The sequence below is a fragment of the Mahella sp. genome, assembly GCF_020054945.1.
In the GTDB taxonomy this organism is placed as follows: domain Bacteria; phylum Bacillota; class Clostridia; order Mahellales; family Mahellaceae; genus Mahella.
In genome coordinates this window covers 18,639-40,528 of sequence record NZ_JAIHAU010000040.1, presented here as the reverse complement: position 1 = coordinate 40,528, position 21,890 = coordinate 18,639, and the positions used below count along the sequence as shown (strand labels likewise).

At 44.2% G+C, this 21,890-nt stretch carries 22 protein-coding genes, 1 tRNA gene, 1 rRNA gene, 1 pseudogene and 1 other annotated feature; all 25 genes and pseudogenes read left to right on the top strand.

The window, feature by feature from the left end; all coding sequences use genetic code 11:
- Positions 1-83 (top strand): 5S ribosomal RNA (gene rrf, locus JG770_RS08285); the annotation flags it as partial.
- 126 nt (positions 84-209) lie between these two features.
- Complete coding sequence (gene argS, locus JG770_RS08280) at positions 210-1,904, top strand: arginine--tRNA ligase (RefSeq protein WP_291957624.1); 1,695 nt, start codon at positions 210-212, stop codon at positions 1,902-1,904.
- 137 nt (positions 1,905-2,041) lie between these two features.
- Complete coding sequence (gene thrS, locus JG770_RS08275; RefSeq protein WP_363320979.1) at positions 2,042-3,955, top strand: threonine--tRNA ligase; 1,914 nt, start codon at positions 2,042-2,044, stop codon at positions 3,953-3,955.
- A gap of 26 nt (positions 3,956-3,981) precedes the next feature.
- Positions 3,982-4,094 (top strand) — a sequence feature (ribosomal protein L20 leader region).
- Between the two features lie 96 nt (positions 4,095-4,190).
- Positions 4,191-4,694 (top strand): translation initiation factor IF-3, encoded by a 504-nt coding sequence (gene infC / locus JG770_RS08270; protein WP_363320980.1) that lies wholly within the window; start codon positions 4,191-4,193, stop codon positions 4,692-4,694.
- A 22-nt stretch (positions 4,695-4,716) separates the two neighbouring features.
- The gene (gene rpmI / locus JG770_RS08265; protein ID WP_291957620.1) at positions 4,717-4,914 is read left to right on the top strand and encodes a 50S ribosomal protein L35; all 198 of its coding nucleotides are present in this window, start codon (positions 4,717-4,719) and stop codon (positions 4,912-4,914) included.
- 37 nt (positions 4,915-4,951) lie between these two features.
- Positions 4,952-5,311, top strand: coding sequence for a 50S ribosomal protein L20 (rplT, locus tag JG770_RS08260; protein WP_291957618.1), 360 nt, complete (start codon positions 4,952-4,954; stop codon positions 5,309-5,311).
- An 88-nt stretch (positions 5,312-5,399) separates the two neighbouring features.
- Positions 5,400-5,474 (top strand) — tRNA-Glu (locus JG770_RS08255).
- A 175-nt stretch (positions 5,475-5,649) separates the two neighbouring features.
- On the top strand, positions 5,650-8,049 hold the full coding sequence (gene spoIIE / locus JG770_RS08250) for a stage II sporulation protein E (RefSeq protein WP_291957617.1): 2,400 nt from the start codon (positions 5,650-5,652) through the stop codon (positions 8,047-8,049).
- A 72-nt stretch (positions 8,050-8,121) separates the two neighbouring features.
- Positions 8,122-8,805, top strand: coding sequence for a VWA domain-containing protein (locus JG770_RS08245; RefSeq protein WP_291957614.1), 684 nt, complete (start codon positions 8,122-8,124; stop codon positions 8,803-8,805).
- Position 8,806: 1 nt separating this feature from the next.
- On the top strand, positions 8,807-9,682 hold the full coding sequence (locus JG770_RS08240; protein WP_291957632.1) for a hypothetical protein: 876 nt from the start codon (positions 8,807-8,809) through the stop codon (positions 9,680-9,682).
- A 91-nt stretch (positions 9,683-9,773) separates the two neighbouring features.
- Positions 9,774-11,147: a tRNA lysidine(34) synthetase TilS gene (gene tilS, locus JG770_RS08235; RefSeq protein WP_291957610.1), complete on the top strand. Its 1,374-nt coding sequence runs from the start codon at positions 9,774-9,776 to the stop codon at positions 11,145-11,147.
- An 11-nt stretch (positions 11,148-11,158) separates the two neighbouring features.
- Positions 11,159-11,695, top strand: coding sequence for a hypoxanthine phosphoribosyltransferase (gene hpt / locus JG770_RS08230; RefSeq protein ID WP_291957608.1), 537 nt, complete (start codon positions 11,159-11,161; stop codon positions 11,693-11,695).
- A gap of 67 nt (positions 11,696-11,762) precedes the next feature.
- Positions 11,763-13,571 carry an ATP-dependent zinc metalloprotease FtsH gene (gene ftsH / locus JG770_RS08225; RefSeq protein WP_291957605.1) on the top strand — a complete coding sequence of 603 codons (1,809 nt, stop codon included), beginning with the start codon at positions 11,763-11,765 and terminating at the stop codon, positions 13,569-13,571.
- 62 nt (positions 13,572-13,633) lie between these two features.
- The gene (locus JG770_RS08220) at positions 13,634-14,077 is read left to right on the top strand and encodes a thioesterase family protein (protein WP_363320978.1); all 444 of its coding nucleotides are present in this window, start codon (positions 13,634-13,636) and stop codon (positions 14,075-14,077) included.
- Between the two features lie 5 nt (positions 14,078-14,082).
- Complete coding sequence (locus JG770_RS08215) at positions 14,083-14,475, top strand: hypothetical protein (RefSeq protein ID WP_291957600.1); 393 nt, start codon at positions 14,083-14,085, stop codon at positions 14,473-14,475.
- Positions 14,465-14,824 (top strand): metalloregulator ArsR/SmtB family transcription factor, encoded by a 360-nt coding sequence (locus JG770_RS08210; protein ID WP_363320977.1) that lies wholly within the window; start codon positions 14,465-14,467, stop codon positions 14,822-14,824. Before JG770_RS08215 ends, JG770_RS08210 begins: the two co-directional genes overlap by 11 nt.
- Before the next feature lie 59 nt (positions 14,825-14,883).
- A complete protein-coding gene (locus JG770_RS08205) occupies positions 14,884-15,561 on the top strand; it encodes a TVP38/TMEM64 family protein (protein ID WP_291957595.1) in 678 nt (225 codons plus the stop codon).
- Between the two features lie 5 nt (positions 15,562-15,566).
- Positions 15,567-16,334, top strand: a complete 768-nt coding sequence (locus tag JG770_RS08200; RefSeq protein WP_291957592.1) for a TVP38/TMEM64 family protein — start codon at positions 15,567-15,569, stop codon at positions 16,332-16,334.
- A 247-nt stretch (positions 16,335-16,581) separates the two neighbouring features.
- Positions 16,582-16,896, top strand: a complete 315-nt coding sequence (locus JG770_RS08195; RefSeq protein WP_291957590.1) for a hypothetical protein — start codon at positions 16,582-16,584, stop codon at positions 16,894-16,896.
- Positions 16,897-16,898: 2 nt separating this feature from the next.
- Entirely contained in the window at positions 16,899-18,881 is a 1,983-nt protein-coding gene (locus tag JG770_RS08190) for a V-type ATP synthase subunit I (RefSeq protein ID WP_291957587.1), read from the top strand.
- A gap of 4 nt (positions 18,882-18,885) precedes the next feature.
- Positions 18,886-19,359, top strand: a complete 474-nt coding sequence (locus JG770_RS08185) for a V-type ATP synthase subunit K (RefSeq protein ID WP_291957582.1) — start codon at positions 18,886-18,888, stop codon at positions 19,357-19,359.
- Positions 19,360-19,364: 5 nt separating this feature from the next.
- On the top strand, positions 19,365-19,973 hold the full coding sequence (locus JG770_RS08180) for a V-type ATP synthase subunit E (RefSeq protein ID WP_291957579.1): 609 nt from the start codon (positions 19,365-19,367) through the stop codon (positions 19,971-19,973).
- Complete coding sequence (locus JG770_RS08175) at positions 19,974-20,963, top strand: V-type ATP synthase subunit C (RefSeq protein WP_291957577.1); 990 nt, start codon at positions 19,974-19,976, stop codon at positions 20,961-20,963.
- Between the two features lies 1 nt (position 20,964).
- Complete coding sequence (locus JG770_RS08170; RefSeq protein WP_013780265.1) at positions 20,965-21,288, top strand: V-type ATP synthase subunit F; 324 nt, start codon at positions 20,965-20,967, stop codon at positions 21,286-21,288.
- Positions 21,289-21,292: 4 nt separating this feature from the next.
- Positions 21,293-21,851: pseudogene (locus tag JG770_RS10660) on the top strand (V-type ATP synthase subunit A); the annotation flags it as partial.
- Positions 21,852-21,890 lie beyond the last annotated feature (39 nt).

Sequence of the window (21,890 nt, the reverse complement as noted above, 5' to 3'; positions counted from 1 at the left end):
CCATTCCGAACACAGAAGTTAAGCCCTTCAGCGCCGATGGTACTAAGCGGGAAACCGCTTGGGAGAGTAGGCCGTTGCCCGGTCTTTTTTTATTTTTCTATGACTGCATATGCTTGTCTATCGCGTAGGCAAATGTTATAATAAATCGGTGAGTACGACATATAGATATATGATGCTAGGAGGAGAGAGCCGTTTGACGGCGTAACATAATGATTTTTGATATACAACTGGCTGAAGAATTAAGCGCTATTACGCATTTACCTGCTCAAGAGATAAGCGATATGTTGGAGATACCGCCGGATAGGCAGTTGGGCGACCGAGCCTTTCCGTGCTTTAAATTAGCTAAAACCATGCGAAAGAATCCTCAGTTCATTGCACAGGAAATCGCTGATAATATAAAAAAACCGAATTTTATTGAACGGATAGAAACCAAGGGTGCTTATGTCAATTTCTTTTTTAACAGGGCTGTATTAGCCCAAACAGTATTAGAAGATATTTTAAATAAAGGTGAGCATTATGGTTCATCCGATAAGGGGAACGGAAGTGTCGTATGCATTGATTTTTCGGCTCCCAATATAGCCAAGCCCTTTCATATAGGTCATCTGCGTTCTACCGTTATAGGGAATTCGCTCTATAAAATATATGAATTTTTGGGCTATAAATGCATAGGCATAAACCATCTTGGGGATTGGGGCACTCAATTCGGCAAGCTTATAACAGCCTATAAACACTGGGGAATAAAAGATGATCTGGAGAAAGAGCCTATAAAAGCCTTATTAGATATATACGTAAGATTTCATGATGAAGCCGAAAAAGATCCCTCACTGGAAGACGAGGCGCGGCTGTGGTTCAAACGTATGGAGGACGGTGATGAGGAGGCTCTCAGCTTATGGCGCTGGTTTAAGGATTTGAGCTTGCGCGAATTCAATAAGATATATGACATGCTCGGCGTTAAATTTGATTATTATACCGGTGAAAGCTTTTATAACGATAAAATGGACAGGGTGGTGGAATTGCTCCAAGAGAAGGGCTTGTTGACAGAAAGCCAGGGAGCACTTGTTGTGGATTTAAGCCAATATGATATGCCGCCGTGCATGATAAAGAAAACCGATGGTACTACGCTTTATGCCACGAGGGATATAACAGCGGCCATATATCGCAAAGAGACATTTGACTTCGATAAATGCCTGTATGTGGTGGCCTATCAACAGGACCTGCATTTCAGGCAATGGTTTAAGGTTATAGAGCTTATGGGTTTTGATTGGTATGACAAGCTGTTTCACGTTCCTTTCGGGATGGTGAGCATGGAAGAAGGCACGCTCTCTACGCGCAAAGGACGCGTTGTTTTCCTCGAAGATGTGTTGCAAAAGGCTGTGGATAGAACACTTGATATAATAAAAGAGAAAAATCCGGGTTTGGAGAACAAAGAGGATGTAGCAAAACAGGTTGGCATCGGGGCGGTTGTATTCCATGACCTCATAAATAACCGTATAAAGGACATAGTATTCTCATGGGATCAAGTGCTCAATTTCGACGGAGAAACCGGTCCGTATGTGCAATATGCTCATGCGCGGGCTATGAGTATATTGGCAAAGGCGACGCAGACAATAAACGGTGAAGTAGTAGGCGATCTACTTACCGAAGATGAGGCGCTGGAGTTGATAGATCTGTTGGCTCGCTTTCCGGAAGCCATAGAAGCCGCATGTCAGGCTAATGAGCCGTCTATTGTGGCACGACATACGATAGATATAGCGCAGGCTTTCAATAAATTCTATAAAAACCATATGGTTATAGTAGACGATGATGAGCTGCAAAAGGCAAGGCTTACGCTGGTATATGCTACAGCTCAGGTTATACGCATTGGCTTGAGCCTGCTCGGCATACAAGCGCCGGCTAAAATGTGATTGACAGGCCGGCGTTAGGGCATAATGAGAGGATACATATGTATCCATAAGGGTGGAACCACGGGAATAAGCTCTCGTCCCTGCTTGAGGGATGAGGGCTTTTTTGATAAAGTTTTTGCATGTAGGGAGGAATTTGTTTGATAAAGATAAAGCTAAAAGATGGGTCGATTAAAGAATATAGCGAAGGTATTACGCCGGCTCAAATAGCGGCCGATATAAGCGCGGGGCTTGCGAGAGAGGCATTGGCCGCACTTGTGAACGGGCAGGTAATGGATTTGAACATGCCGATTTACGAAGATGCCGACTTGGCATTGTTGACCTTCGATGATGAAGGCGGTAAAAAAGCCTATTGGCATACTACATCCCATATAATGGCGCAGGCTGTATTGAGGCTTTTCCCTGAGGCAAAACTGGCGATAGGACCAGCCATAGACAACGGCTTTTATTATGATTTCGATATCGATAAGCCTTTTACACCTGAGGATTTAATCAGTATAGAAGAAGAAATGCGAAAGATAATAAAAGAGGATTTGTTGCTGGAGCGTTTTGAATTACCGCGGGACCAAGCTATAAAATTTATGCGGGAAAGAAACCAGCCATACAAGGTAGAACTTATAGAGGCTCTGCCCGAGAACGCCGTAATATCATTCTATAAGCAAGGGGAGTTTGTGGATCTCTGCGCTGGACCCCATATACCGTCTACCGGTAAAGTCAAGGCGGTGAAGCTGCTCAGCGTTGCAGGGGCATATTGGCGAGGAGATGAGCATAATAAGATGCTGCAGCGCATATATGGTATCTCATTTCCTAAGAAAAGCATGCTGGATGAATATCTGGCTCGCATAGAAGAAGCCAAGCAACGCGACCATAGAAAATTGGGGCAGGAACTGGATCTTTTCAGCCTTCATGAGGAAGGGCCGGGTTTTCCGTTTTTCCATCCAAAAGGCATGATCATACGCAATATGTTAGAAGATTTCTGGCGCAAAGAGCATAGGAAACACGGCTATGAGGAGATAAAAACGCCCATAATATTGAATAAAGAGCTGTGGGTACAGTCGGGCCATTGGGACCATTATAAAGATAATATGTATTTTACCAAAATAGACGACCAGGATTACGCCATAAAACCTATGAATTGTCCGGGCAGCATGATAATTTATAAGCGAACCATGCACAGCTATAAAGAGCTTCCCATACGCTTGTGCGAATTAGGCCTTGTGCATCGCCACGAAAAATCCGGTGTGCTGCATGGGCTTATGCGCGTGCGCTGCTTTACCCAGGATGACGCTCATATATTCATGTTGCCGTCGCAGGTAACCGATGAGATAATAGGTGTTATAGACCTGATAGATTATTTCTATAATCTGTTTGGTTTTAAGTATCATGTAGAGTTGTCTACGCGCCCGGAAGATTCCATGGGCACCGACGAACAATGGGAGATGGCCACTGAGGCGCTTAAAGTGGCGTTGGAAAAGAAGGGCTTGGATTATAAGGTGAATGAAGGCGATGGCGCGTTTTACGGGCCTAAGATAGATTTTCACCTGGAAGATAGTATAGGAAGAACATGGCAATGCGGTACTATACAGCTTGATTTCCAGATGCCTGAGCGCTTTGACTTGACATATATAGGTGAGGATAGCGAAAAGCACCGTCCGGTTATGCTGCACCGCGTTATATTTGGAAGCATAGAACGGTTCATTGCTATATTGACTGAACATTATGCCGGCGCTTTCCCAACATGGCTGGCACCCGTTCAGGTAAAAATTTTACCAATAACGGATCGTTCACTCGAATATGCACGCAGTTTACAAATGCGATTGGAAGAACTGGATATACGCACCGAGCTCGATAACCGCAATGAGAAAATAGGCTATAAGATAAGAGCGGCCCAGATAGAGAAAGTGCCATATATGCTGGTTATAGGCGATAAAGAGGTGGAAAACGCCGCGGTGTCGGTGCGCTCTCGCACCAAGGGCGATATGGGGAACATGAGCGTGGATGATTTCGAAAACCTCATAGAAGCTGAAATAAAATCGAAAAAAGCCATTGACTGATGTATGGTTTATATGATAAGATAATTGACGTAAAGAAGAAGCTATCCACTTCTCACCTTTCGGCTGGCGCTAAAAGGTTATTTATAGAATGTAAGCGTTATATAAAGTGGGTAGTATATACCCGCTTTTATTTTTGCTTATTATTAAGTAAGCGTATAGCGCCGGCATAGATGTATTGGGTAAGTAAGGGAGGCTCCTAAATTTTCGGAGGTGAAGCATTATTTTTAAAGATTTGATGGTAAATGAGGAGATACGGGAAAAAGAGGTCCGTGTAGTCGATGTGGACGGTAAACAGTTAGGCATTATGCCGCTTCGGCAGGCGCTGGAATTGGCGCAGAGAAAGCAGTTGGATCTCGTAAATGTGGCTCCTCAGGCTACTCCACCTGTATGCAGGATAATGGACTATGGTAAGTATAGGTATGAAGCCATCAAACAAGAAAAGGAAGCTAAGAGGAATCAAAGGATAATAGACATCAAGGAAATCAGGCTTTCCACTACTATAGAGGAACACGATATAGATGTGAAGATAAAGAATGCTATAAAGTTCCTTAAAAACGGCGATAAGGTAAAGGTGACAGTGAGGTTCAGAGGCAGGCAGATAACTCATCCGGCTATAGCCGCTGAAATATTGAAAAATTTTGCCGAGAAAGTAGCTGAAGTGGGGATAATAGAAAAAGCCCCGCAGATGGATGGAAGGAATATGCTGATGATACTGACGCCAAAAGCTGATGTGAAGTGATTTTTGAAAGGAGGATTTGTATATGCCTAAAATGAAGACGCACAGGGGCGCTGCCAAACGCTTTCGCGTTACGGCCAGCGGTAAGATCAAGAGGGGTAAGGCTTATAGAAGCCATATACTGACAAAAAAGACCACCAAGCGTAAAAGAAATCTACGCAAGACAGGCTATATGAGCGATGCTGATCAGAAGAATACGAAAGAGCTTTTGCCATATAAATAGAACGAATTTTAATCAGCGAAAGGAGGATACGTTATAAATGGCTAGAGTAAAATCGGGTGTAACCACCCACAGAAAGCATAAAAAAATATTAAAATTGGCTAAAGGTTACTGGGGCGGGAAAAGCAAGCAGTATAAAGCAGCTAATGAAGCTGTTATGAAAGCACTGGCATATGCTTATGTCGGCCGTAAACTGCGCAAGCGCGATTTCCGCAGGCTCTGGATAGCGCGTATAAATGCCGCATCTCGCATGAACGGCTTATCCTATAGTAAACTTATAAACGGCCTTAAGAAAGCCGGAGTAGAGATAAATAGAAAAATGCTGGCTGAAATGGCCGTAAACGACAGCAAGGCGTTTAGCCAATTAGTAGAAGTGGCCAAACAGCAAATGGGTGCATAAAAATTTTTTGGTTTAAACCTTGTATTTTTGTAGCCCATATTGTATAATATCCATTGTCGGCTCGGTGATGAAGAATGCCGACAATAATGGCCCCGTGGTCTAGCGGTTAGGACACCACCCTTTCACGGTGGTAACATGGGTTCGAGTCCCGTCGGGGTCACCATAAAGTACTGACAAAGCGGTCTTTGACCGCTATTTTTTTGTCCTTTCATATTCGATTAACGCATATTATGATAAAAACTTCTATTATTCAACGCCAAGTAATGACAAACAATACAGTCTATGATCTGTTATAATATCCTTTGTCTTGAAAATAGGTTATATGGATGGTGGTATTTATGATAGGCAAAGGACAAGCAGCTTTGTATAAACGCGATTTGTATAAAAGCCGTGATATAAGGAAAGCGACTTTTAATATATCATGGCATGAAACCATTATATTATTTGCGACGTTCTTTATAGGCAGGGTATCCATCATAGAATATTTAATGCCTTTTAGCATAGCCTTTCTGGCTGTAGTATTTGCGTTTTACAGGCGCGATGTTATATTTGGGATAGCTGCCGCCACCGGAATACTGACAGCCCGCTTTGACGTAGATTCTTTTAAGTACATATTGGCCATAGCTCTGTTGTATATGGCGTTCCATCTTTATGTCGAAAATGAGCGTTCAAAGTTGGACGAGCATTCGACCACATGGCGTACCGCCGTATCGGCTTTGATATGCGTGCTCATATCGCATATTGTATTCGATGTTTTTAAGGGCATCACATTATACAATATGTTTCTGGCGCTAAGCGATGCCCTTATAACCTTTATATTTATCTTCATATTTAAAAATGTGCAGAACGTACTCTTTATGCCTGCTCGCCGACGCATACTCTCATCTGAAGAGATAATAACTCTGGGAATTATTATAGCGTTAGTAGTAGAAGGTTTTTTCGATATAAGATTATGGGATATATCGCTGAAAAATGTGATAAGCCTGTTCACGGTCATGGCTTTGGGGTATATATGGGGTACAGGCGTAGGCTCTTCGTTGGGCATTACTGTCGGCATTATAATGTCGCTTTCGGGTTCTATACCGAGCTATGCCATAGCCGATCTGGGATTTTGCGGTATGTTGGCCGGCGTATTCAACCATCTGGGGCGGTGGGGTTCTATAGCTGGTTTTATAATAGGCAATGCCATATTGACCTATTATATGAACGGCTCTTCAGCTGTTATAATGCCGTTTGAAGATATCATCATAGCCGGTGTTATATTGATAGCACTTCCACGTAGGGCTATAGAGTTCTTGAAGGAATATACGGGTTTCTACAGGCTGGAGGCACAAAAGGATTATATAAGCAAGATAAAGGAGTTTTTAAACAGGCGGCTGATGGGTTTTGCCAAAATGTTCGATGAATTGGCTCGCACTTTTGACACAAACAAACAAGATATCGACGACTTGCGCCAGCAAAATGTATCAGATATACTAAATATGACGACCGGCAAAATATGTCGGTATTGCTCTTCCTATAAACAATGCTGGGAACAACAACCCTATGATACATATCAAAATATGCTCACATTGATGAAAATAGCCGAAGACAAAGGCAAAATAAAAAAGAGCAGCATATTAATGGATTTGCGCAGAAAATGTCCTCATGTAAGCGAAATAAAACGAGCAATGGAACAAATGTATGCCAACAACGGTTTTGATTATAAATGCCAGCAGGTTATGGAGCAAAGCCGAAAGCTGGTGTCAGAGCAACTGGCTGGCATGTCCGAGGTTATAGCCGAGCTGGCGTCTGATATAGATATTTATATGAACTTTGACAGCGCTATAGAGGATGCGATCATGGTAGCACTGGATCAAAAAGGTATAAGGGTGAGCAACGCGGTGGTTACGCAAAACAGGGACAGCAAACTTGAGATAGAGTTGACGTGCAGACAATGCGATGATAATCTTTCATGTGCACATCGTGTAAGCGGCATTGTATCTACAACGCTGAATAAAGATTTTATGGTCAGAAGCAGTACTTATATCGGTAGTGACCGGACTGAGTGCGTCATACGTCTGGTGGAAGCCGAACGCTTTAATATTGTCACCGGAGTGGCCCATAGAGTAAGACATGGGGCAGCGATATGCGGGGATAATTACACCTTTATGCCTTTCAAAAACGGCAAATATATCATGGCTGTAAGCGATGGCATGGGTACAGGACAAAAGGCGGCGGCTGAAAGCCTGACTGCTATATCCTTACTGGAACAGATGCTGGAGGTCGGATTTGAGAAAAATCTCATCATAAAGACCATAAATTCTGTATTAATGCTGCGCGATCCCGGCGAGATGTTTGCGACCATGGACATATGTTTGCTGGATATGATAGAGGGAGCAGCGGAGTTTATAAAGATAGGGGCATGTCCATCGTTTATAAAAAGCAACGATAAAGTAGAGATAGTTCGCTCTACGTCACTGCCCATAGGTATAGTGGCTGATGTGGAATTTGATAGCATAAAACGCAAATTCAGAAGCGGTGATTTTATAATAATGATTACCGACGGCGTATTGGATGCAAATAAAGAAGTAGAGGATAAGGAGAGATGGCTGGCCGACCTTATAGAAAATATTGTGACTCCCAATCCTCAAGAAATGGCAGAGCGCATATTATATAACGTGTTGGAAGAAGCGGAACAGGACTTTCCTGAGGACGATATGACAGTATTGGTTTCACGATTATGGGAAAGTAAATAATCTTTCATCTCGGTTGAATAGATATAGCATCTATGGTAAAAAATACTATATATGCTATTGGAGGTGAAAGATATGGAAATGAAGCAAATTCTGCTCATCACCGATGGGCGATCCAATGTCGGAGGGGACCCGGCCAGAGCGGCGGCCTATGCCGCTCAAAACGGTATAACCGTAAATGCCGTAGGTATTATAGATGGCGATAACGATGTGCTATCGAGCGACGAGATAAAAGCAATAGCTTTAGCGGGGAATGGCACATGGCAGATGGTACCGCTTGATATGCTGTCGGCCACCATGTGCACAGTAACTTACAGATCAATGCATAATACGCTGGAGAATATCGTGAACGCTCAAGTCAAAAAAATAGTGGGATCGGATATGTTGGATATAGAGCCGGCTATGAGACTGCCTTTGGTACGATATGTTGATACCCTTGCCGATGAAACGCTGTTAAGATGCGTTATACTGGTGGATTGCAGCAATAGTATGGCAGTCAAGCTCAAAACAGCTCGTGCTGCCATACTCGATTTACTGGCTTCGTTTAAGGCAAGAAGAGCCGGCAGCAATCTGGCGGTTATCGCATTTCCCGGGCAAAGTGGCAGCCATTATCAGATGATTTGTCCTTTTACTGACGATGTGGAATTGTTGAAGGGGTACTTAAATGAATTAAAGCACCGAGGAAACACGCCTACCGCTCATGCCATCAATGCAGCTATATCCTATATATTGAACGATGAGCAGCCGCTTTTTGTTTGAAATGGAAGATATACATTTAGGTTCTGATATATGTGGACGCTGGCACAATCGATGTTATGAGGTGCTCAAGCTATTGGGGCGCGGAGGTACGGGCAGCGTCTTTTTGGCGCGGCGCGTAGATGACGGCAAAAAAGTGGCTTTGAAAATCTCCTGCGAGGGAGAGGATTTGATATACGAATATCATTCGCTGACCGATATGGCATGCTTATCTATGGTACCTGAGGTGATAGAGTTGGATGAGTGGCATGGCTACACATTTCTTGTGCTCGAATATATAGAAGGATATGACCTAAGCCATTATATACGAGCAGGCAAATGCTCATATGCTGTAGCCGTGCACTTAGGGTGTATATTAGCTTTTTTGATGAGCAAGGTGTGGCAGAAAGGATACTGCCTGACCGATATAAAGCCGGAAAATGTGATGGTGGATACAGCTAACCGAAGGATTATATCGATAGATTGGAGCAGCCTCACCGAAGCCGGCGCCACTGTGAAAGAATTCACTCCGACTTATGATATAGCGAGTTGGGGCGTCGGCCAGCGTATGGCTGATCAAAGATATATGGTATTTGCAATATCGATGGTCATGATGGTGCTAATAATGGGTAAATCGTACAGCCCTGTAAATGTATCTATAGATGAGGTTTTAGCGGATATAAGACGTGCCAAATGTCCGATTGGAGTAAAAAATATCCTGATTGCGGGCTTAAAGGGGGGATACGATACATTGCAACAATTTTATAATGCAATGAATGCGCTCGATATGTATGATCAACCATCCGGAAATGACCGAATAGATGAAATAATAAATATTGCACTGGCAGCGGCCGCATTGTTCGCTTTTTTGTCTATTGCAAATTGGCTGACATTGATTTAAAATATCATTTGATATAATTAGTGAGGATTTTTATATATTGCAGGACAATGATGTTTTATCGTCGGTTCAAAATAGGGTGATGTCCTATATAATGAAATATAAAATGATACAGCCAGGCCAAAAAATAGTGGTGGGTGTATCGGGCGGTCCGGATTCGTCGGCCTTGCTGCATATATTGATGAGTCTGTCCGACAAACTAGATGCAGAGCTTATAGTGGCGCATGTGGAGCATGGCATGAGGGCTCGGCAATCGCTAGAAGACGCGCAATATGTCGTTTCGATGGCACAGCGCATGGGGTTGCCGGTATATGTAAAACATTGCGATGTACCGTCGTATGCAAAAGAGCATGGTTTATCGCAAGAGCAGGCAGGTCGTATCATAAGATATGACTTTTTCAGACAAATATGCAGGTATAGAGGCTGCAACAGCATAGCGGTTGCACATAATAAAGACGACAATGCCGAGACGATACTTTTGCATATATTGAGGGGTAGCGGCTTGGATGGTTTGGTAGGCATAAGGCCGGTGCGCGGTGATATAATCCGCCCCCTTCTGGATGTATCCCGGGCCGATATAGAGGCATATTGCGCCGCCGCAGGCATGATTCCTCGCCGCGATTATACAAATGACGATACGAGTTATATGCGCAATCGTATACGACTGAAACTCATACCGTTTTTAGGCCAAAATTTCAACCCCAATATAGTAGACTCTTTGGTGCGCATGTCTCATATATTAAGCGATGACAATGAATTTTTAAGTATGTGTGTCGATGAGTCCTTTAAAAGGTCGGTTCATATGGACGATGATATAGCTGTATTGCATATACATGATTTTGAAGCCCTCCATAAAGCTTTGCAGCGCCGATTGTTAAGATATATTATATCCAAGCTTAAAGGCGATGCTGACAGCATAGAATATCTGCATATAGAGCAACTCATGGCATATATCGAGCAGGGCTGCGTCGGTCAGAAACTGACCTTGCCCGCTGATATTATGGTCGAGCGCGGAAATGATAAGGTGTATATATACCTGAAATGCGCTGTTCGGGTTATGTCGGAACCTTTTTGCCATACTATATCGGTTCCCGGCGATACTTATGTAAAAAATGGTCAAGTTATTCTATCAAGTTCTATTATTGACAAAAGCGATATTACAGATTACAATTCTAATGTATCTGTTGCATATATGGATGCGGATAAAGTGCATTTTCCAATATATATACGTAATAGAAGACCGGGCGATCGCTTTATGCCTATAGGCGGCAATGGCCATAAGAAGCTCAAAGAATACTTTATCGATGAAAAGATACCGAGGATATACAGGGACAGCATCCCTCTTATAGCATCGGATCATGAGATATTGTGGGTTATAGGCCACAGATTAAGCGATACATGCAAGGTTAACGATTCCACACGGAGAATTTTGAGGCTGACATATAAAACTACAGGTGATAACGAATAGCGGAGGTATGCATGGAGGAGATATTAGAGCGTGTTTTGCTGGATGAAGAACAGATTAAAAAGCGCATCAGAGAATTGGGACGTGATATAACTGAGGACTACAAGAATAAGGACCTCTTGATGATAGGAGTATTAAAAGGAGCTATAGTGTTTTTCAGCGATCTTATAAGGGCTATAGACCTTCCTTTGACCACTGATTTCATAGCGGTATCGAGTTATGGAAGTTCGACGAAATCATCGGGCATAGTGAGAATATTAAAAGATTTGGACGAGTCTGTGGAGGGCAAGGATATTCTCATAGTAGAGGATATAATAGATACGGGGTTGACGCTCCATTATCTTGTGGATAATATAATCACTCGTAATCCTAGCAGTGTGAAAATATGCTGCTTGCTTGATAAACCGGATAAGCGGCTCACCGAGGTGGATGTAGATTATATTGGATTTACCATACCCGATGAATTCGTGGTAGGATATGGTTTGGACTACAATGAGCGCTATCGGAATTTACCGAATATAAGCGTGTTGCGATTGGAGCAGGGGTATTGATTTTAACCGGTATTGATGTTAAAATATTAAGATACAAAGATGTAAATCCGGGAAGGAGGATTTTATATTGCAACGTTTTTTAAGAGGACCTGGTATTTATATATTAATATTAGCTATTATAATTATAATGGCGCAATTATGGGGTATGCCAACCGAGGTCCCATTGGAAATAGAATATTCCACATTAGTGACTGATATAAATAGCGGTAAGATAACTAGCATTAACATTACCGGCAATGAAGTAACCGGCCGTTATGATACGACAGGCAGACAATTCAAGGCTTATATACCGCCGATGCTTATGACGGCATTCGGAGACTTTGTGGATTCAAAGGCACAGCAGGGGCTTATAAATCTTACTACAGCGCCTGAGCCGCAACCGTCCATATGGCTTAGTTTGTTGCCTTTTATCATCATGATAGTTATTATGCTGGTATTCTGGTTCATATTTGCCCAACAGGCTCAAGGCGGTGGCAATAGGGTTATGTCTTTCGGTAAAAGCAGGGCCAAAATGCAGACCGATGACAAAAAACGGGTGACTTTCAACGATGTTGCAGGCGCAGATGAAGAAAAGCAGGAATTGAAAGAAGTGGTCGAGTTCCTGAAAAATCCTAGAAAGTTCCTCGAATTGGGCGCCAGAATACCTAAGGGCGTATTGCTTATAGGACCGCCAGGAACGGGCAAAACTTTACTGGCAAAGGCGGTGGCCGGCGAAGCCGGCGTACCATTCTTCAGCATCAGCGGCTCAGATTTTGTCGAGATGTTTGTTGGCGTAGGTGCTTCAAGGGTGCGCGATTTATTCGAGCAAGCCAAAAAAAACTCGCCATGTATAGTGTTTATAGATGAGATAGATGCCGTAGGACGCCATAGGGGTGCAGGATTGGGCGGCGGCCACGATGAGAGGGAACAGACATTAAATCAGTTGCTTGTCGAAATGGATGGCTTCAGCGATAATGAGGGCGTAATAGTGATGGCGGCTACAAATCGCCCCGATATATTGGATCCGGCTCTTTTGCGTCCGGGCCGTTTTGACCGTCATATAGTAGTTGGCGCACCCGATGTAAAAGGCCGCGAGGAGATCATGAAGGTTCACTCAAAAGGCAAACCGCTGGCGCCTGATGTGGATTTGGCAGTATTGGCCAAACGTACGCCGGGTTTCACGGGAGCAGATATAGAGAATATGCTCAACGAAGCTGCTATATTAGCTGCTAGAAATGGTAAAAAAACTATAACAATGCAGGAATTAGAAGAAGCTATAACACGTGTTATAGCCGGGCCGGAAAAGCGCAGCCGCATAGTTAGCGAGAATGATAAAAAGCTGGTGGCCTATCATGAAGCAGGTCACGCCGTAGTAGCCAAACTGTTGCCTAATGCCGATCCGGTACATGAGGTTTCTATAATACCGCGCGGTGTGGCCGGAGGCTATACTATGACGCTTCCTAGTGAGGATCAGTATTATGTATCCAAGGAAAAACTGTTGGATAGTATAACTGAGTTGTTGGGCGGACGCGCTGCAGAGAGCCTGGTTATGAACGATATAAGTACAGGAGCTTCCAATGATATAGAAAAAGCCACGAGCTTGGCCAGAAAGATGATAACCGAATATGGCATGAGCGATGTCATAGGTCCCATAACGCTGGGCACCAAGGAAGAAGAGATATTCTTGGGAAGGGACTTGGGCAGCTATCGTAATTACAGTGAAAAGGTAGCGGCGCTCGTCGACGGGGAGATAAAGCATATAGTTGAGGAATCCTATAAAAAGGCCGAGAACCTGTTGCGCAACAATATCAATAAATTGCATAAAGTAGCGCAGGCTTTGATGGAAAAAGAAAAACTTGGAGAGCAAGAGTTCAACGAGGTTTTCGCCAGTGCATAATGCGGTATATGGATAGAGGGTGAAATAACCCTCTATTTTTTTTATCTTTTATGTTATAATATATGGAGTTAATATACAAATGGAGGACTTATGCTGAATTGGATCAAGAATTTCATCTTAAGATCGGTCTTTGCGCTGCGGTAGAGACCATCGTGGCGAAAAAGGATACCGCTATAAATTTTGGCAGCGGGGCCATAAGCGTTTTCGCCACGCCGAGCATGATAGCTCTTATGGAAAAAGCTGCTCTATCGGCAGTGGATCTTCATCTTCCGAAAGGATATGCCACGGTAGGGACGCGCATAGAGGTAGAACATATTGCTGCTACACCTGTGGGCATGAAGGTCAGAGCCGATGCCGAGTTAATAGAGATAAATGGGCGTGCCTTAACGTTTAAGGTACGCGCTTTTGACGAGAATGATATGATAGGCCAGGGTGTTCATCAAAGGTATATAGTAAATATAGAGCGTTTCCTTAACAAAGCGAATGCTAAACTTGAGAAAGAGTGATAAATATGGTTTCATTGACAAAGTCGATTGATTTGGCTCAAGCAAAGGAATTATTAAAAGGCGTAGGGGTTAAAAGCCCGTTGGCCATCGATATTATGGCTAAAAAAATGATTCACTTGATGATAACACTGAATGACGTCCCCCCTATAGCAGCCAATATAATAAAACAGGAAATGCTAGCGGTAGGAGGAGATGCAGCCGTTTCTCATGGTGCGCTCGACCTTTCGGTGGATAAGACCGACGTGCTTATAATGGGGACGTATGATCAAATATTAAAGGCGTTGCCTCAAATGAAACTTCAGCCATTTGGACTGAAGCATATATGTGTCGAGATAGAAAAAGCATTGGCGGCAGATGGCTTGCCCCCGAATAAGGAGGATGGTACAGTTGATAGATAATACGGGCGATTGTGAAGAAGTATGCGTGCACCATGATATAGTAGATCCGGTAAAAGCCAATATGCTTTCGGATGAGGAGGCAATCGGACTGGCCGAAATATTCAAGGCATTGGGCGATGTTACGCGCGTAAAGATACTCTATCTTTTGGCAAACGCCGAGCTTTGCGTTTGCGATATAGCCGATGCGCTTAATATGACGCAGTCGGCTATATCGCATCAGTTACGGGTTCTGCGGGATTTGCGTCTTGTTAAATTTCGCAAAGATGGAAAATCGGTATTCTATTCATTGGATGACGAACATATACTGCAGTTGTTTAGTCAGGGTCTGGAGCATATAGAACATCAATAAAGGATACAGTTCAAACATGTTGTTACATAAGTAACAAATAGAGTAAAGGGGGGTGCTTTATGCGCGCTATATGGAAAGATATAAAATTATATGTTTTAATAGCTGTCGTAGCGCTGGCAGCATTTATAATTTATAAATATTCTTTGTTAAGCTATTTGAGCGAAGAAAATATGGAGAGAATAGTCCAAGCAGCCGGACCGTGGGGGCCGTTGGTGTTTATAGGTATAAATGTATTAAGGCCGCTTTTGTTGCTGCCTGTGGGCTTGTTTTCGGTATTGGCCGGCGTTATGTTCGGTACCGTTTACGGCACCATATATACGTCGATAGGTGTGATTATAGGTTCTGTATTGGCTTTTTATATAGCTAAATATTTTGGACGTGATTTTATTGTGCGCCATTTCGGCGATAAATTGAATAATTTTGATCGGATAAGCAGCGATCATGGTTTTATTATAATTATGTTGCTTCGCATAACCCCTATTTTGCCTGTTGATGCTATAAGTTATGGAGCAGGTTTATCGAAAATAAGCGTTTGGGATTTTATATTGGGCACGGTCATAGGTATACTGCCGGGCACTTTTGTTTACGTATATATGGGAGCCGTCTTAAGGGCATTAAGTATTGAAAAAATAATAATTGCCATAATATTATTTGTAGCGGCTATGCTCATACCATTGATATGGAAGGATAAGATAAAGTATCTGATATCAGGCAATAGCGACAAGAAAGGCATGTAATATCTATGATGGAAAGACTGCTAAAGAAAGAAAATATAGGTATCATTGTACTGGCGGGGCTGATTTTGTCGGGCGTATACCTAGCTAACAAATATCATGTGAGCCAATACATAGATCCGAACAAACTCAGCGGCACGCTGCAAACCTTTGGCACATGGGGGCCGTTGGTTTTTATGGCTTTATGTGCGTTGAGGCCGTTATCGCTTTTGCCGGTCGGCTTATTTTCTTTTGCCGGCGGTTTTATATTCGGCTTTGTATATGGTACTATATATACTTATATAGGTATCATGGCAGGAACGTTTATAGCCTTTGGATTAGCTAGATATTTCGGTAGCGGTTTTGTCAATAAACTGCTGGAGCGTGCTCTAAAAGGCAAGGCTGCCGATGTTTTTGCGCAAGTGAGAGAGGAGAAGGCTTTCAGCACCGTTTTCCTGTTGAGGGTGGTGCCGATATTGCCCGTGGACGCTGTGAGTTATGGTTCGGGATTAACTAATATAAAGTTCAGGGATTATGCATTGGCCACAATGCTCAGTATGATTCATGGAACGGCAGCTTACGTATATATGGGCGATATGGCACGGCATATAACGGTAAACAGCGTGGCCATATCGATTTTGCTGTATATAATTGTGACTGTAGTACCTATCGTCTGTGAAGCTGGACCACTACGCAATCAAAGATTGCTGTGGTCCTACGCTTCAAAAGCCCGCTCAGCATATATGTCAAGCCTTATATCACGTAATGATTGTGTACTTACAATTCATTTCGCTTGAGCAAGCTAACGCCGGCAATTCGCGTCCATGCCCGACCTACGCTTGCTCTGGGCTACACTCATTGAGTACACCTACGCAATATTTCAAGGAGTTCTCCGGCTTTATATCATTTGCATCACTCTATATCACTCGTTTTAGTCCCAAAGCACGAATTGCAGTTTTACATATCGAGGGTTGACGGCAGCTTTGTTATAGTATAAACTAAGATATTGTAAGGAATTTATCATAAAAACGGGATGGTGATATAGTGGCGTTGCAGGTCATAGATGATATAAAACAGGCCGAGGCTGAGGCCGAGGCTATAGAGCAGGAGGCCACCGAGCATGCGCGCGATATAATAAGACAGGCCCGGCAGCAGGCTGATGCTTTAATAGATGAGTCAGAAAAAGAAAGCCACAGCCGAGCGCTTGAGATGCTAGAAAGGGCAAAAGCCGAGGCAGAGGCGGAAATACAACCCGAACTGCAAGCAAATGAGCAGCGTTGTAACCAGCTTAAGGAGCAGGCTTTAAGCCGTATGGATACAGCGGTGGAGCTGATATTGGACAGGCTCGGAGGTACATAATAATGGCTATCGTCAAGATGAAGAAGCTCGCTCTGGCAGGGTTGATAAGCGATGAGCAGGCCGTCGTGCAGACGCTGCATCGCATGTCGCTGGTGGAGATAACCGATGTAAAAGAACAGCTTTCGGATGAGCAGCAGAGCATTATAGATATGCAGCAAGTGCAGGATAAGCTGGAGCAATTGGATAACGATATATCCAGGATGAAATATACGTTGGATTTTTTGGAACGTTTCGTGCCCGATAAAAAGGGTATGTTTACCGGTAAGCCTCTGGTTAAAGCCGATGATTATAAAACAGCGGCACAAAAGCTAGATGAGCTCATCAAGATTTACGAAACATGCCGCGATTTCGATGAAGAATTAACTTCGATAAAGGGTCAACGCATGCGCATAAACAATGCTATAAGCCAAATGAGCCCATGGGTAGCATTGGATACACCTTTAAGCGAGGTAAGGGACACGCGTTTCGTGCGCCTTGTGTTGGGTACCATGCCCGTTGTGCTGTTGGACGGATTCAAGAAGGCTGTAGAAGAAGACGGCATAGGCTGTTATATACATAATATTTCTCAGGATCGTAATACAGCATACCTTTTCATGGCATTCCATAAAAATGACCAAGAGATTTTGGAGCCAATACTTAGACAATATGAATGGAATGATGCCGATTTGGCCGAATACTCACTGAAACCTGCGCAGCATATAGAACAATGTCAGCATGAGCTGGAGAAACTAGAACGCTCGGAAAATGAAATTATAAGACAGTCGGTGGAATTGACGAAGTATAGGCTGGATCTTAAATTGGCAAATGATTATCTTATGATACAAAAGCAGCGCGTCGAAGTGCTGTCTGACTTTGCTGCCACCAGACAAACGTTTATATTGACAGGCTGGGTACCTGCAGAGAGGACGGATGAGCTGCAAGGTAGGGTTTCGTCCATCACCGATGCTTATTGGCTGGATTTTGAAGACCCTGTCGAGGGAGAACCCTTTCCCGTAGCGTTTAAAAACAATAAACTGTTAAGGCCGTTTGAAATGCTCACTGAAATGTACAGTATGCCGGCACCCTATTCCATCGATCCCACACCGGCAGTGGCGCCCTTTTACTTCATTTTTTTCGGCATTATGGTTGGCGATGCCGCTTATGGCATATTGATATCTGTAGCCTTTTTTGCGGCCATGCACTTTATGCGCACCAAGGGCATGGGGCAAAAGCTCATAATGCTGTTGGCTTTATGTGGCATATCGACGGCATTTTGGGGAGCTATGTTCGGGAGCTGGTTCGGCGATCTCTTTCATATAAAGCCACTGTGGTTTAATCCTATGGAGCAACCCATGCTTATGATGGTAGTAAGCCTGATATTCGGTGTGGTCCATATATTGGTGGGCATAGGCTTAAAAGCCTATATGAGTGTAAAAGATGGTCATGTAGCCGATGCTATATTCGATCAGGTGTCATGGATGATGGTGCTGGGAGGGGCGTCGGTGTGGCTGGCGCCACTGTTGTCGAATATGCTGTTGTCGACGCCAGCACCGCAACTGGAAGGCGCGGCGCAGATCGGGCTTTATGTGGCTGTTGCGGGCGTGGTCATACTTTTGGTTACTCAGGGCAGATCTCAAAAAAATATCTTTATGAAGGTTTTTTCAGGTGTTGGCAGCCTTTATAATATAACAGGCTTCTTAAGCGATATATTATCATATTCGCGCTTATTCGCCCTGGGCTTGGCTTCGGGCATGATAGCAACGGTTATAAATATATTGGCCGGTTTGGTGGGCATGAGCGGTATAAACCTTATCATTTCAATACCAATCTTGATAATAGGCCATTTGTTTAATCTGGCCATAAACGGCTTGGGAGCATATGTTCATTCCAGCCGACTTCAATACATAGAGTTTTTTGGCAAGTTCTTTGAAAGCGGAGGTAAGGCCTTCAGGCCTTTCCATATAGAAACAAAATATACAGACATTGAGAACGAGGAGGCTGTTTAATCTTATGGAGTTAGGACAATTTTTTGCATTTGCTGGTATAGCGGTAGCCACGCTGTTGGCTGGCATAGGATCGGCTATGGGGACCAGCTTGGCTGGGCAGGCTGCAGCAGGCGTGGTTACTGAGGACCCGGATAAATTCGGTCAGACATTGGTACTGCAAGCGTTGCCGGGTACGCAGGGTATATATGGATTGATAATAGGTGTCATAATGATGTCCCAGCTAGGCGTATTCGGAGCCAATATACCGGATCTTACTGTGCAACAGGGGCTTATGTATTTGGCTGCGGGTTGCCCTGTCGGCATAGTGGGCTTGATATCTGGTATATACCAGGGAAGGGCCGCTGTGGCCAGCATAGGCATCATAGCCAAGCAACCGGGCCAGTTGGGCAAAGCCATAATATTTCCGGCTATAGTGGAAACCTATGCTATACTGTCGCTTATCGTTTCGTTACTGATGACGCTGGGTATAAGGGTCTGATAAAAATGGCCGGTATAGATAGTATAATTCGTCGCATAGAGGATGATGCCAGGGATAAGGCTGAACAAATACTCAATGATGCTCGCATCGAGGCCGATGATATAGCCGATGCAGCCCGTAAGAAGGCGCATGATATTGAGAGCAGCATATTGAGCAAAGCCGAGTCCGATGCCGCTGAAGTAAAACGGCGCATGCATATGGCCGCCCAGTTGCGCATGCGCAAAGACATACTGGCGGCCAAACAGGAAATGATAGATAAAGCCTTTGAGCAGGCGCTCCAGCGTATCGAAGCCATGGATGCCGAACATTACAACCAATACATAAAGCGTTGGATATTATCGTCAGATATAGACGGCGACGAAGAGATCATCATATCTGCTTCTGATAGAGGGCGTATAACACCTGAATTCATAGCCTTGATAAATGAGGAATTGAAGGCTGCCGGCAAAATCGGCTCTATGTTTTTATCGGAAGAGCATCGCGATATTCGAGGCGGTTTTGTATTGAGAAAGGGCGGCATAGAGATGAACAGTTCTGTAGAGGCCCTTGTGCGCATGGATCGCGATGAATTGGAGTCGGATATAGCGCGAACGCTATTCGGCGAGGTGGAATAGATGCCTGTAGATTTTACATATGCGGTAGGGCGCACGAGGGTATTGGAGACCAGGCTTTTGGATAAAGACCGTATAGAACGCATGATAGCAGCCGCTAATGCGGATGAGGTGCTGCGTGTCCTGGCCGAAACGGCATATGGCTCCGTAGCATCGCAGATAAACGCCGATGAATATGAGATTATGCTTAATGCCAGGCTTAAAGAGGCGTATGAACTCGTACGGCACATATCGCCAACGCCGGCAGTGGCCGATATATTGGCGTTGAAATATGACTTCCATAATTTAAAAGTGTTGCTCAAAGACAGATATCTTAGGCAACATGACGACGACATACTGATTGGATTGGGTAACGTGAATCCCGATGAGCTCAAAGCATATGTATTACAAGATGAACGCAGGGAGATACCTGATGTATTGAAGCTTGCTATAGGGCGCGCACAAAGCGCTTTTGAAATCAACCATGATCCTCAGGATATAGATATGACACTGGATAATGCGTATTATGAGGCTGCATATACCATAGCCGACGATATGCACAGCGATTTTGTAAAGGAGCTTTTCAGGCGACAGGCCGATATGATAAATATAAGGACTTTTGTACGAGTAAAAGCCATGGGAAAAGACAGCCGATTTTTGGCCAAAGCGCTTTTGCCGGGAGGGTACCTCGATGAGACCTTCTTTATAGAGCTTATGGACCAAACATTGGGTGCCCTTATAGACAGGCTGAGGTTTACGCATTACGATGGCCTTGTTGATGGTATTGCCGAGTTTGAACGTACCGGGCGGCTTACGGCTTATGAGAGGCTTATGGATGACGAATTGCTCTCTTATATACGCGACAACAGGTCGGATCCTTTCGGCCCGGCTGCCATCATAGGATATTTGTGGGCGCTAGAGAACGAAACGCGTATAGTGCGCATAATAATGGTAGGCAAAATAAACCATATGCCTTCCGATGCCATAAGGCAGAGGGTTAGGGAGGTGTATTGAATTGTATAAGGTAGGCGTGATAGGCGATAGAGATTCGGTGGTAGGTTTTCGATCGTTGGGTCTCGACGTATTTGCCGTATATAATTTTGATGAAGCTGCGGCATGCATAGATACTCTGGCTAAAGAGGATTACGCCGTATTGTTTGTAACCGAGAATATGGCTGAAGGAATAGAGAATGTTATAGCAAAATACAGGGACAGGGTGTTCCCTATTATAACGCTTATCCCCAGCAATCAAGGGGTGAAAGGCATAGGCATGCAGGACCTTAAGAGAAATGTGGAAAAGGCTGTAGGCGCCGATATTCTATTTGGGAAAGAAGGGTGATGGCTTGAGTCAAGGCAGCATAGTCAAGGTTTCCGGACCGCTAGTGGTGGCGCAGGGCATGGGCGATGCCGGAATTGGGGCCGGGCCTCATAGAGGCTATATACGATGGCATACAGCGGCCGCTTAACGCCATACGCGAGCAGGCGGGCGACCGTATAGCGAGGGGCGTAAGAGCTCCTTCTTTGGACAGGGATAAAAAATGGCATTTTACGCCAGCTATAGAAAAAGGGGCTCACGTAATGGCCGGCGATATAATAGGTGTGGTGCAGGAAACGCCTATAGTAGAGCATCGCATAATGGTGCCTTATGGGGTAGAGGGCACTATAGAAGAGATATATGAAGGGGATTTTACCGTAGAGGATACGGTGGCAAGGGTAGCCGTAAAAGGCGGTATAAAAGAGATTACAATGATGCAGCGCTGGCCTGTCCGTCGAGGGCGGCCTTATAAGCGCAAACTTCCGCCCGATAGACCGCTTATTACCGGCCAACGCGTCATAGATACCTTGTTTCCTGTGGCAAAGGGTGGTACAGCTTGCATACCAGGCCCCTTCGGAAGCGGGAAATGCGTATCAGGTGATACGCCGATTGTTTTGGCCGATGGC

Excerpts from the sequence above, each read along its gene's own strand:
- argS (WP_291957624.1), top strand. The coding sequence starts at position 210 with ATGATTTTTGATATACAACTGGCTGAAGAATTAAGCGCTATTACGCAT.
- infC (WP_363320980.1), top strand. The coding sequence starts at position 4,191 with ATGGTAAATGAGGAGATACGGGAAAAAGAGGTCCGTGTAGTCGATGTG.
- rpmI (WP_291957620.1), top strand. The coding sequence starts at position 4,717 with ATGCCTAAAATGAAGACGCACAGGGGCGCTGCCAAACGCTTTCGCGTT.
- rplT (WP_291957618.1), top strand. The coding sequence starts at position 4,952 with ATGGCTAGAGTAAAATCGGGTGTAACCACCCACAGAAAGCATAAAAAA.
- spoIIE (WP_291957617.1), top strand. The coding sequence starts at position 5,650 with ATGATAGGCAAAGGACAAGCAGCTTTGTATAAACGCGATTTGTATAAA.
- JG770_RS08245 (WP_291957614.1), top strand. The coding sequence starts at position 8,122 with ATGGAAATGAAGCAAATTCTGCTCATCACCGATGGGCGATCCAATGTC.
- JG770_RS08240 (WP_291957632.1), top strand. The coding sequence starts at position 8,807 with ATGGAAGATATACATTTAGGTTCTGATATATGTGGACGCTGGCACAAT.
- tilS (WP_291957610.1), top strand. The coding sequence starts at position 9,774 with ATGAAATATAAAATGATACAGCCAGGCCAAAAAATAGTGGTGGGTGTA.
- hpt (WP_291957608.1), top strand. The coding sequence starts at position 11,159 with ATGGAGGAGATATTAGAGCGTGTTTTGCTGGATGAAGAACAGATTAAA.
- JG770_RS08220 (WP_363320978.1), top strand. The coding sequence starts at position 13,634 with ATGGAGTTAATATACAAATGGAGGACTTATGCTGAATTGGATCAAGAA.
- JG770_RS08215 (WP_291957600.1), top strand. The coding sequence starts at position 14,083 with ATGGTTTCATTGACAAAGTCGATTGATTTGGCTCAAGCAAAGGAATTA.
- JG770_RS08205 (WP_291957595.1), top strand. The coding sequence starts at position 14,884 with ATGCGCGCTATATGGAAAGATATAAAATTATATGTTTTAATAGCTGTC.
- JG770_RS08200 (WP_291957592.1), top strand. The coding sequence starts at position 15,567 with ATGATGGAAAGACTGCTAAAGAAAGAAAATATAGGTATCATTGTACTG.
- JG770_RS08190 (WP_291957587.1), top strand. The coding sequence starts at position 16,899 with ATGGCTATCGTCAAGATGAAGAAGCTCGCTCTGGCAGGGTTGATAAGC.
- JG770_RS08185 (WP_291957582.1), top strand. The coding sequence starts at position 18,886 with ATGGAGTTAGGACAATTTTTTGCATTTGCTGGTATAGCGGTAGCCACG.
- JG770_RS08180 (WP_291957579.1), top strand. The coding sequence starts at position 19,365 with ATGGCCGGTATAGATAGTATAATTCGTCGCATAGAGGATGATGCCAGG.
- JG770_RS08175 (WP_291957577.1), top strand. The coding sequence starts at position 19,974 with ATGCCTGTAGATTTTACATATGCGGTAGGGCGCACGAGGGTATTGGAG.